The following is a 10,779-nucleotide window of genomic DNA, read 5'->3' on the forward strand; positions in this document are numbered from 1 at the left end:
ACTTGATAGAGACACAAACGCAGCAATTAATATTCTAAACCGCTGGTTCAACGGAGATAGCCTGAAAAAATACTTAAATTAACCATTATTAAGTGAAAAAAATTCAGGAATCCCCATCCTCTATAGGATGGGGTGGTTCAAGTAAACAGAACATTCGTTCTCCACATAATTTAATTACTATGAAGACATACATTTAATTAATACGATAAGGAGGAAATCATGTGAATAAAAAAATAGTTGTTGCATTAATTGTAGTGGGGCTGCTTGCTGTTTCAGCAGTCAGCGCTCAGAATTCATTGTTTCTAAACAATAATAATAATGATGATTCCATGTATCAAGTCTCTTTAATGCAGGCTTTCATGCATGGACAATATAACGGAGTAATCACAGTAGGAGATTTTAAATCACATGGAGACATTGGTCTTGGAACATTTGAAGGAGTAAACGGTGAGATGATAGTTTTGGACGGTGTTGTTTATCAGGCAGCCGCTGACGGAAGCATTAATGTCATGCCGGATAATGAAACCATACCATTCGCCACAATCACCAAATTTGACGAAGATGGAAAAATAACCAATATAACTGCCAAGAATTTCGACGACTTAACAGGTCAATTGGACAAGGAAATTGAAAAATATGGTGTAAACAACATGTATGTAATCAAAATCAAAGGTGATTTTTCAAACATTACTGTTAGAAGCGTTGAAAAACAGGAAAAACCATACAAGGAATTCACTGAAGTTGCAAAAGTAGACCAAAAGGTATTCAACCATACTGACCAGACAGGAACACTTGTTGCAGTATATTTCCCAGAGTACATGAATGAGTTGAACATGCACGGATGGCATCTTCATTTCCTGTCTGATGATAAGGCAATAGGAGGTCACGTCCTGGGATTCAATAATTTCAGCGGATCAGGCCAGATTGATGAAATCCACGAATTCAACATGATACTTCCAACAGATGACACATTTGTAAAAATGAATTTCACCGAAGACATGACAAATAAAATCAGCAGTGTAGAATAACTCTTTTGAGTTATTCCATTTTCTATTTTTTTAAAATAACTTGAACTAAACTATTAATATCCTTTTCACTAGCAAAATCACTTCGTTTATTTTTAAGATAGTCGTGATTAAAATTAAAGATGAACGAATTGTTTTCCGGCAACATCCGCTGTAACGTAGAAGTAATTGGTTCCATAGCTTAGATACATTGTATCGATTGACCTGACATTGTTTGAGATTAACGGATTGGCCGTATCCAATACTCTGTCAAAATTGTAGTCATAATCCGAATCATCATAATTGAATCAGTACTGTGGCATTGTCAGTTGCGCTGAAACGGAAGGATTGGTAGTTACATAAACTTCATAGATGTATCTGTCCTTGTTTGAATCCGGATACATATAAACATCATCGTTGGATGAAGTATATGTTCCGTAATTGCTCCATGATTCGCCACTTATTGGTTTTCTTCTAACAGTAACAGGAACATCAGGAATGTATGTACTGTTTTGATCTCTTACAACAGGATATCCTCTGGCACTGTCGTGTCCTGATTGAGGTCCATCATTAGTTAACCATCTGGTATAACAGTTTCATTCGATTGTTGTTGGAACCGGAACCGGAAATTTCCTAATCAATGGAATTACACCATCATTTTGAGAATATTGCATAACTACTTTACCGATGAAACTCAAAAATTAATATGTCTGGAGAGAAAAATTATTCAAAAATTTGAATCTTTTAGTAACTTTTATTTACTAAAATAGAAAACTTTTTATATATAGTGATGTTAAATAATATATTGTTAGTATATTAAACTTAATTATAATGATGAATTTTTACGAAGTGAGGTTTGTTTATGAAATTTGAAGAAAACGAGTCAGTTGAAGACTCACCTACAGAAGTAGTTGTTGAACCAGAAACTGTTGAATCTGGTGAAGGTGAAGAAACCAAACCTATGTTAGATTATAATAATATTAAAAGTTCACAAGATATTGAAGTTCCACCTTTGTTAATTGATCAGGTGATTGGACATGAAGAGTCCATTGATACAATTAAAAAAGCAGCGAAACAGAGAAGGAATGTTTTGCTCATTGGTGATCCTGGTGTGGGAAAATCAATGCTTGCTAAAGGGATGGCACAGATACTTCCTCATGAAACCCTTCAAGATGTATTAGTATATCCTAATATGGAAGACAACAATCACCCATTGATAAGAACCGTGCCTGCTGGTGAAGGTAAAAAAATTGTAAGGGCGACAAAAGGCTCTGCAAAAGGGCACGAAGAGAGAAAAACAATTATTACAATGTTTGCAATTGGAGGAATACTGGTAATTGGATTTATGTATGGAAGGTTGCTTGAATCAATTATTGCCGCAGCATTAATCTTACTTATTTCAATTCAGATTAAACCAAAAAACAGCAATGTTTCTCCAAAGTTGCTTGTCAATAATGAGGAATCAAGATTCGCACCATTCATGGATGCGACTGGAGCCCATGCGGGAGCGCTCTTGGGAGATGTTCGCCACGATCCATATCAATCCGGAGGATTAGGAACTCCTGCACACGAACGTGTTGAAGCGGGAATGATTCACAAAGCAAATCGGGGAGTTTTATACATTGACGAAATAGGTACAATGAGTATGAAAACCCAACAGGAACTGTTGTCCGCAATGCAGGAAAAGCAGTATGCGATTACCGGTCAAAGCGAAAACTCAAGTGGTGCAATGGTCAGGTCTCAGGCAGTACCATGTGATTTTGTATTGGTTGCTTCAGGAAACCTCCAGGTGCTTGAAGGAATGCACATTGCTATGAGATCAAGAATTAGAGGATACGGTTACGAAGTTTTCATGAAGGATTATATGGACGATACAACCGAAAACAGAGAAAAGTTGGTTCAGTTCGTAGCTCAGGAAGTCAAAAACGATGGAAGAATTCCTCACTTTGCAACCGATGCATTGGATGAAATAATCATGGAAGCTAAAAGAAGATCTGGCAAGCAGAACGCATTGACCTTGAGATTAAGGGACCTTGGAGGTCTTGTACGTTCCGCAGGGGATGTTGCAATCGAAAGAGGAGATGAAATCGTTACTGCTGAGCATGTTGTTGAAGCCAAAAAATATGCAAGAACATTAGAACAGCAAATTGCCGACAGGTCAATCATGCAAAGAAAAGACTACAGTATGGTCTCATCTGAAGGGGGAAGAGTTGGTCTTATCAATGGTCTTGCAGTAATTGGAGATAGAAGCGGTATCGTTTCACCAATTGCAGCTGAAGCGGCACCTACCCAATCCAAGAATGGTGGTCAGATTATTGCTACCGGTAAATTGGGTGAAATCGCTCAGGAATCAGTTCAGAATGTTAGTGCATTGATTAAGAAATACACCAACAAGGACATTTCCCAATATGACATTCACATTCAGTTTATCCAAACTTATGATGGAGTTGAAGGTGATTCAGCCAGTGTAAGTATTGCAACTGCTGTAATATCTGCAATTGAAGATATTCCAATCGATCAGACTGTGGCATTGACAGGTTCACTCAATGTGCGTGGAGATGTAATGCCTATCGGTGGAGCGACCGCAAAAATCGAAGCGGCTGCAGAAGCCGGAATGAAAAAGGTATTGATTCCTAAATCCAACCTGAAAGATGTCATGATTGAGAAGAAATACGAGGACATGATTGAAATCATTCCAACTGAAACCTTAAGTGATGTTTTAGAAAATATCCTGATCAGCGGATCAAGCAAGGACAAACTGATTGAAAAGATGAAAAACATCGGTTCCAGGGTTGCAGATAAGGTCCCTCAAACAAATATTAAAAATCCAACTACAAACTAGTTGGATTGATTAACTTTTTTTTTAATAATCATTTCTTTTGTTCATTTTAGAATTTTTTAATTAATTGGATATCCACTTGTTGAATACATTTAAATATTTTTAAGTTTAATATAATAATACTATGAACACTTTAAAATTTAAGTTGGCTAAAATGATAGGAAAAATCACCTCGGCCGTTTCAAAGATAGGTCCCGGTGCCGGAGGAAATATACCTGGACATATGGTTTTGAAGGTAGGAGGGGATGAGGCTTTAAGGCAATTAGCTAGTGAACTTAAATTAGGTTCAGTTTTAGTGACCGGAACCAACGGTAAAACCACAACAACCACTCTTTTGATTAAATTGCTATCCAATGATTTGCAGATTAGAAAAAGTTTCGAGAACAATACTGTCAATTCAATTACCACTAGTCTTTTAAAGCAGGATGGGGATTTGGGTGTTTTTGAATATGGTATTAGGAATACTGAATTCGGAATTCCTGATAAGGTTCAAAGATTGGTTGATCCTGTTGGTGTAGTCTACACAACCATTTCTCAAGAGCATACTCAAGTTAATGGTGTTAAAAATCCGTTTTTAGCATATTATCATGCAAAGATATTGCTGACACAGGATATGAAACGAGGAGTTATCGTTACAAATTCCGATGATCCGAGAACCGCATTGATAGGCATCAACAAACAGAAGGATGTCAAAATCAATTATTATGGAATTGCCATTGATGGAATAGAGGACATCTTCGATGAAATGCCTATCAGATGTCCAAAGTGCAATGAGCATGAATTAAGTTATTCCAAAAGGTTTTTAAATCACAGGGGTCTTTACGAATGTGAGTGCGGATTTAAGCGTCCGGAACCTAATGTAAAACTGACAAATGCCGAATTTGGAGTTGATTCATGGAAATTAACTATTGAAGGAAACGTATTCAACTACCATGCAAAAAAGGAAATTCCGTTAAATCTTGAACTGACCGTTCCTCCTTTCGGTTTCCATAACATCTATAATACCTTGGCATCAATAACTGCCTATGCATCCTATACTCCGAAAACAGACAGAATTGAAGATACAATATATAAGATATTCAACAATCTTGACATGTCTTTCATTCCGCCTGGAAGGTTTGAAGTGGTGAACTGCAATGGAAAATTCATCGGTTTGGGTCAGGGAGACAACGGAGATGCCTTGAAAATAAATGGGCTGTTCATGAATCAGTTCATCGATGGGCCATTGGAATTCATCTATACGACTCCCGACGAGTATGAGGATGAAATATTCGCAGACCATTTTGAAGTAATCAGGAATCTAAATCCTGAGCATGTTATTGTTGTTCCCGGCAGAAAATCAGTTGAAAAGGCAGAAGAATACTGTAATCGGATTAGAAAAGAATTTGACAATGTTGATTTCTATCCGTTGGATTATGAAAAGATGGATAAAAGAATTGATAAGTTAACACAGTTGGCTACAGATTCTGAGTATGACTACATTATCATGTCCGGTTGCGGTGAGGAACAGGCAATGTGGGAAAAGATAAAAAGAAAAATCATTGATAAATGATCTTGCCTTCAATGATTTCCTCAATCATTTTGAAAAACTTGCTTTCACTTTTTTCTATTTTTTCAAAGCAGGCATCGACGCTGCAGTTGCAGACATCTGTTTTTCCGATAATGTATTCTTTAGAGCATTTTTTAACCAGAATTCCAAATAGCTTCTCTTCCCGGTCGCAATAGAGGTCAAATTCCTCCTGAATCATGGTCAAATTGAAGTCATTGTCTGAAAAGATGTCGCACTCGTTAATGATGGGCAGGAATGTCATCATGCCGCAGGCAATGAATATGTTTTCATGGTGATGGATTTTAAGGATTCGTTCTTCATAGGAATCCTCTCTTCTAATGTCATATGCATCGATTTCCAATATGTTGTTGGTACCCATTGCATTGTCATCATGGATGATGAAAACAAGCAAATTTGGGTCCATGTAATTATCGCATGCAGCTCTAATATTTTTAATGGTTGCGTTAAGATCTATCACAATATTCCTCGTATTTTTCACATAATGAGACTACATCATCAATTCTGTCAATTTCATTAATCCAGTCTACAGGTATTGAATCATAACCGTAATAGATTCCCGCAAGTCCTCCGCAGATTGCGGCATTGGTGTCGGTATCCGCTCCTATGTTGACCGCTTTTAGGACTGCGTCCCTGTAGCTGTCTGTGGTAAGCAGACAGTGGATTACGCACTCAAGAGTGTATATGACATATCCTTTGCCATTTATATCGTCCAAATCATTGTCAAATATTCTTTGGAAGTTTTTCAATTCTGGAGATTTCTCATAATGCTTTTTTATCTTATCGCATGCGATTCCAATATGTTCCCTTATGCTTAAGTCGTTTTCAAGCATCGATTTTGCTATTGCAACATATAATGCGCAGGATATCTTTGATCTCTCGTGGGCATGGGTCAGGGCGGAGATGTTTTCCACTGTTTCCCAGTCAATGTCTTTAATGTAGGCAAGAGGCAGGATTCTCATAAGCGAACCGTTTCCGTTGTCACGTTCGCCGCAGCATCCGGATTCCAATGCAGGAGCTCCATTTCTATAATTGAATATGGCATGACTTGTTGTGATGCCCATATCAAAGGGGATGTCTCCTGTAACCTCCTGCATATGTTCGGAGGTTTCTGCCCATTTGACAAATTCATTCATGATGTCCTCGTAGTCGATTTCCTGCATGTTGACAATGCTGGTCATTGTTGCTATGGTCATTGCCGAGTCATCCGACCAGGTTCCTGCAGGCATATTGTAGGTTCCATAGGACTTCATGCCGACAACAGGATTCTTTTCAAGATCTTCTCTGTCATGAAACTCAACAGGAACGCCCAATGCGTCGCCAACGACAAATCCAATAATTCCGTCCTTAACTTTCATGACATTATATATGTTTTTCATAGTAGTTAACAGTTATTATTTTGTGATTAAATTTTTTAAATCATCAAAAACAATATTCAATCAATGATTTTGAAAACACCCAATCTGACGTTAAGGCCCTGGAGGGAGGAAGATGCTGAATGTCTGTATTATTTTGCCAAAAGTCCAAATATCGGACCGATAGCAGGATGGCCTCCTCATGAAAGTGTCGAGGATAGTCTGAATATTATCAGGACGGTTTTTGCCAAAAAGGAAACTTATGCGATAATCAGGGATGATATTCCCATCGGTTGTGTTGGCCTTCTGATTCATCCCGACGGAAATCACTGGTGGGGTGAAGGCTCGGCTGAACTAGGCTATTGGATTGGAGAGAAATATCAGGGAAATGGATATGCAACGGAGGCTTCAAAGGCTTTAATCAAAAGGGCATTTGATGATTTGGGTATTGAACAGATTTATGCATCATATAGGGTGGAAAATACGCCATCAAAAAAGGTTCTGGAAAAATTGGGTTTCAGCTATCATGCCCAATTGAACAATGTTGACTATTTAAATCGGCCCTTCAGGGAAATCGCCATGAAACTGGAAAAATAATAAATAGTAAAAAGTATTAATTTTAACTAATGACTAGAATATGTGAAAACTGCCAATTTGAAAATCAGGATGATTATGATTTCTGCGCCAAATGCGGAAATCCGCTTGTTGAAGGTTTAAAACCTAAGCAGCTTTATGTCTATAAGCCTCAACAGCTTCAAATCAACAAAAAAGCTCTTGTTGCAGCATATGCATTGACCATATTTCTATCCTGGAGCGGATTTGTCGCTGGAATAATTTCAAAACACACCAATCTGGCGGTCTTTACTTTTTTCGGATTTTTCATGCCCTTTTACCTTGTTCAGTCACGCCATCCGACTCTAAGAAAACACGGCATAATTCTGATGGTGATATCTCTCGTTGGAGTTGCCCTTTCATTTTACGTGATGCTGCATTAAAAAAAGAAAAATTTAAACTGGGATGAATCTGATATTTCCCAGCAGTATTTGTATAGGTATCATCGGCACATTTACTCCATTTTGAATCATTGCCACGCTCATTGCATCTCCCCTTGACATTGATCCTTGAACCTTATCGTTTCCGGCATATCCGAAATATCCGTCGTTTGAACGGATGTCACCTACAATGTTTCCGCCGAAAATTGCCTGGGCGGCGTCATTGTTTACGCTGACTATTAGAAAAGGACTTGTATGATAGGTATACTCCATAATATGCTTTATGCCGGCATAAGGGTTTTCAGGATAATCCATATGGACATTATGCAGTGTTTGGCCATATTCATCAAAGGAGCTTCCAGGATAAACCCATTCAAATCCTCTAAGTGAGAATGAAGCGGCCATATCAATACTTGCATCTTCTTCTGCATCTTCAGCAACCACTATTACCGGACTGTTTATTGTAGCTGCTAAAAATATAAAAATAATGGCAATTATTGCTATGAGAACTAAATGTATTTTTTTCATATATAGTTTTTAACTACCTTTAAATATTAATACTTAACCTTTTTAATGAATTAAGACAAATATATTCCCATAGAATTTTTGGTGATAATGTGATTATAGGTGGTTCATCTTCACAAGATTTAGCAGCTAATGTTGCACGAGAGCTTTCAGAAAAGCTAGGTTATGTTGAAACTCGCAAGTTTCCGGATGGAGAAAGGTATTTAAGAATTGATGGGGAAATCGAAGACGAAGTGACTGTTATTCAATCAACAGGGTATCCTCAGGATGAAAACCTCATGGAATTGCTTTTCATGATTTCCAACCTCAAGGATTTGGGGGCAAAAAAGGTCAGGGTCGTTGTTCCATACATGGGTTATGCAAGACAGGAAAAACGATTCAATCCTGGAGAGACAATTTCCGCCAAAATCATCTGTCAGCTTATTCAGGCTGCCGGTGCCGATGAGTTCATCACATTCAATATTCATGAGGAATGCGTGCTTGACTTCTTTGACATTCCCGCAAGAAATATCTCAGCAATGCCGGCCATTGCGGAATATCTGGACAAGAAGTACTTCAGAAAATCCAATGAAAAGCCATTGATTATCGCCCCAGACAAAGGAGCATACGGCTTTGCACAGGAAATCTCTGAAATCATTGGCTGTGACTGCACCTATCTGACTAAGGTCAGACTGGGTCCGGATAAGGTTGAAACTAAAATTGTAGATGTCAGATGCGATAGTGAAAGTGAAAATACTGTAAATGTTGACTCCGTTAAGGGAATGCATGCGATAATCATCGATGATATTATAGCTACCGGAGGAACCATTGTCAATGCTATAAACATTTTAAAGCAATACGGTGCCTCATCCATCGATGTGTGCTGTGTTCATCCAATCCTGACCAATAATGGAGCCACAAGAATCTATGCTGCAGGTGCCAATAAGATCATAGGTACCAACAGTCTTTCTTCAGACACTTCACGTGTATCTATTGCAAAGGCAATCGCCGATGCATTGAGGGAATGATATGGATAAAGAGGCAATCAAGCAAGAGTTAATCGACAAATCAAATAATGTCTTAACAAAATATTCGGAACCCGATGTTGTTGAAAGCGTATCGATTATGAATATGGCCGCCAAAACAATATTTCTGGGTTCTCTAAAAGTTTTTAATTATGAAATAGTTCCTAATGTCATAAGGGATTTGGAAAAGGAACTGAAAGGTTATGGAGATTTGATTATAAGGGACCAGAGAGTCACCCCATGCTGTTCACCAAGCTATATTCATATTAGTTTCAATATTTCAATTAGCAACTGATATTATGAAGGAATTTAAATTAAAGTCGCCCTACAAACCATTGGGTGACCAGCCAAAAGCCATTAGCTCCCTAGCCGAAGGCATAAACAATGGTGTCAAGGAACAGACTCTTTTGGGAGTTACAGGTTCAGGAAAGACATTTACAATGGCTAATGTCATTGAAAAGGTTCAAAAGCCAACTCTTGTCATTTCACACAACAAGACCTTAGCCGCACAGCTTTATGAGGAATTCAAGGAATTTTTCCCTGACAATGCCGTCGAATACTTTGTCAGCTATTATGACTATTACCAGCCCGAAGCATATGTGCCGAGAACAGACACATTCATCGATAAGGAAGCTTCAATCAACGATGACATTGACATAATGAGGCACTCTGCGACACAGTCACTTCTTTCAAGGGATGATGTAATTGTTGTCAGCAGCGTAAGCTGCATTTACGGTATCGGTTCGCCTGAGGACTATGGGGAATTTGCCTTTGGAATAAATGTCGGCGACATTTACGACAGGTCAGAAATTCTCTCAAAATTGATTTTCATGCAGTATGAGAGAAACGACATCGAATTCGACCGTGGTCAGTTCAGGGTCAGGGGAGATGTCATTGAAATCAATCCGGTTCACGGAACTCCTCCGATAAGAATAGAGCTTTTCGGTGATGAAATAGATGCAATCAGCCTTATTGATAAGGTAACCGGAAAAAAACAGGAGTCCCTGAAAAGATACATGATTTTCCCCGCAAAGCACTTTGTGGTTGGCCAGGACAAGATGGATGTGGCCATTTCAAAAATCAAAAACGAACTTGATGAAAGGCTTTCCGAGCTGAATTCAATGGGAAAAATGTTGGAGGCCCAAAGGCTGGAGCAGAGAACCCGCTGTGATATAGAGATGCTTCAGGAAATGGGATACTGTCCGGGTGTTGAAAACTACTCCATGCATCTTTCGGGACGTGAATGGGGAGAAAAGCCATATTCCCTTTTGGAATATTTCCCAGATGACTATCTGACAATTATCGACGAATCACATGTTACAGTACCTCAAATCAGGGGAATGTATAACGGGGACCGTGCCCGTAAGGAAACCTTGGTGGAGCATGGTTTCAGACTGCCTTCTGCAAAGGAAAACAGGCCTCTGAGATTCGACGAGTTTGAAGCGTCAGTCAATCAGTTAATCTATGTATCGGCAACGCCGAGCCAGTATGAG

The 10,779-nt window shown here is 38.6% G+C and carries 12 protein-coding genes; 8 read left to right on the forward strand and 4 right to left on the reverse strand.

Translation table 11 applies throughout. From position 1 onward, the window contains the following. Nucleotides 1-221: 221 nt before the first annotated feature. Nucleotides 222-1,028 (forward strand): acetolactate decarboxylase, encoded by an 807-nt coding sequence (gene budA / locus ACJMLO_RS02040; RefSeq protein ID WP_405293426.1) that lies wholly within the window; start codon nucleotides 222-224, stop codon nucleotides 1,026-1,028. A 113-nt stretch (nucleotides 1,029-1,141) separates the two neighbouring features. Here budA and ACJMLO_RS02045 read toward each other — a convergent pair whose 3' ends face one another. Continuing rightward, nucleotides 1,142-1,267: a hypothetical protein gene (locus ACJMLO_RS02045; protein ID WP_405293428.1), complete on the reverse strand. Its 126-nt coding sequence runs from the start codon at nucleotides 1,265-1,267 to the stop codon at nucleotides 1,142-1,144. A 698-nt stretch (nucleotides 1,268-1,965) separates the two neighbouring features. Between ACJMLO_RS02045 and lonB the strand changes: the two genes are divergently transcribed. Next, the gene (lonB, locus tag ACJMLO_RS02050; RefSeq protein ID WP_405293448.1) at nucleotides 1,966-3,846 is read left to right on the forward strand and encodes an ATP-dependent protease LonB; all 1,881 of its coding nucleotides are present in this window, start codon (nucleotides 1,966-1,968) and stop codon (nucleotides 3,844-3,846) included. A gap of 151 nt (nucleotides 3,847-3,997) precedes the next feature. Continuing rightward, entirely contained in the window at nucleotides 3,998-5,395 is a 1,398-nt protein-coding gene (locus ACJMLO_RS02055; protein WP_405293430.1) for a Mur ligase family protein, read from the forward strand. Here ACJMLO_RS02055 and ACJMLO_RS02060 read toward each other — a convergent pair. Both ACJMLO_RS02060 and ACJMLO_RS02065 read right to left on the reverse strand, forming a co-directional pair. Then, the gene (locus tag ACJMLO_RS02060; protein WP_405293432.1) at nucleotides 5,382-5,870 is read right to left on the reverse strand and encodes a hypothetical protein; all 489 of its coding nucleotides are present in this window, start codon (nucleotides 5,868-5,870) and stop codon (nucleotides 5,382-5,384) included. The genes ACJMLO_RS02055 and ACJMLO_RS02060 overlap by 14 nt on opposite strands. Beyond that, entirely contained in the window at nucleotides 5,857-6,789 is a 933-nt protein-coding gene (locus tag ACJMLO_RS02065) for an ADP-ribosylglycohydrolase family protein (protein ID WP_405293434.1), read from the reverse strand. The genes ACJMLO_RS02060 and ACJMLO_RS02065 overlap by 14 nt, the downstream gene beginning before the upstream one ends. A gap of 63 nt (nucleotides 6,790-6,852) precedes the next feature. Here ACJMLO_RS02065 and ACJMLO_RS02070 point away from each other — a divergent pair, with 63 nt between their 5' ends. Together ACJMLO_RS02070 and ACJMLO_RS02075 are read left to right on the forward strand one after the other, a co-directional pair. Then, nucleotides 6,853-7,362, forward strand: a complete 510-nt coding sequence (locus ACJMLO_RS02070) for a GNAT family N-acetyltransferase (protein WP_405293436.1) — start codon at nucleotides 6,853-6,855, stop codon at nucleotides 7,360-7,362. 29 nt (nucleotides 7,363-7,391) lie between these two features. Continuing rightward, nucleotides 7,392-7,760 carry a zinc ribbon domain-containing protein gene (locus tag ACJMLO_RS02075; protein WP_405293438.1) on the forward strand — a complete coding sequence of 123 codons (369 nt, stop codon included), beginning with the start codon at nucleotides 7,392-7,394 and terminating at the stop codon, nucleotides 7,758-7,760. A gap of 12 nt (nucleotides 7,761-7,772) precedes the next feature. Here the strand turns inward: ACJMLO_RS02075 and ACJMLO_RS02080 are convergent, their stop codons facing one another. Next, complete coding sequence (locus ACJMLO_RS02080; protein ID WP_405293440.1) at nucleotides 7,773-8,285, reverse strand: hypothetical protein; 513 nt, start codon at nucleotides 8,283-8,285, stop codon at nucleotides 7,773-7,775. 89 nt (nucleotides 8,286-8,374) lie between these two features. Here ACJMLO_RS02080 and ACJMLO_RS02085 point away from each other — a divergent pair, with 89 nt between their 5' ends. The 3 genes from ACJMLO_RS02085 to ACJMLO_RS02095 form a co-directional block, all read left to right on the forward strand. Next, entirely contained in the window at nucleotides 8,375-9,289 is a 915-nt protein-coding gene (locus ACJMLO_RS02085) for a ribose-phosphate diphosphokinase (protein ID WP_405293442.1), read from the forward strand. Nucleotide 9,290: 1 nt separating this feature from the next. After that, nucleotides 9,291-9,581, forward strand: coding sequence for a hypothetical protein (locus ACJMLO_RS02090; protein WP_405293444.1), 291 nt, complete (start codon nucleotides 9,291-9,293; stop codon nucleotides 9,579-9,581). Nucleotides 9,582-9,585: 4 nt separating this feature from the next. Beyond that, nucleotides 9,586-10,779 (forward strand): DEAD/DEAH box helicase family protein (locus ACJMLO_RS02095; protein ID WP_405293446.1); only part of this gene is annotated, 1,194 nt, incomplete at its 3' end.

It is taken from the genome of Methanobrevibacter sp. (genome assembly GCF_045120835.1).
GTDB lineage: Archaea > Methanobacteriota > Methanobacteria > Methanobacteriales > Methanobacteriaceae > Methanocatella.

Bases quoted from the DNA above. Each gene is read 5' to 3' on its own strand.
- lonB (WP_405293448.1), top strand. From the start codon at position 1,966: ATGTTAGATTATAATAATATTAAAAGTTCACAAGATATTGAAGTTCCA.
- ACJMLO_RS02055 (WP_405293430.1), top strand. From the start codon at position 3,998: ATGATAGGAAAAATCACCTCGGCCGTTTCAAAGATAGGTCCCGGTGCC.
- ACJMLO_RS02065 (WP_405293434.1), bottom strand. From the start codon at position 6,789: ATGAAAAACATATATAATGTCATGAAAGTTAAGGACGGAATTATTGGA.
- ACJMLO_RS02070 (WP_405293436.1), top strand. From the start codon at position 6,853: ATGATTTTGAAAACACCCAATCTGACGTTAAGGCCCTGGAGGGAGGAA.
- ACJMLO_RS02075 (WP_405293438.1), top strand. From the start codon at position 7,392: ATGACTAGAATATGTGAAAACTGCCAATTTGAAAATCAGGATGATTAT.
- ACJMLO_RS02080 (WP_405293440.1), bottom strand. From the start codon at position 8,285: ATGAAAAAAATACATTTAGTTCTCATAGCAATAATTGCCATTATTTTT.
- ACJMLO_RS02090 (WP_405293444.1), top strand. From the start codon at position 9,291: ATGGATAAAGAGGCAATCAAGCAAGAGTTAATCGACAAATCAAATAAT.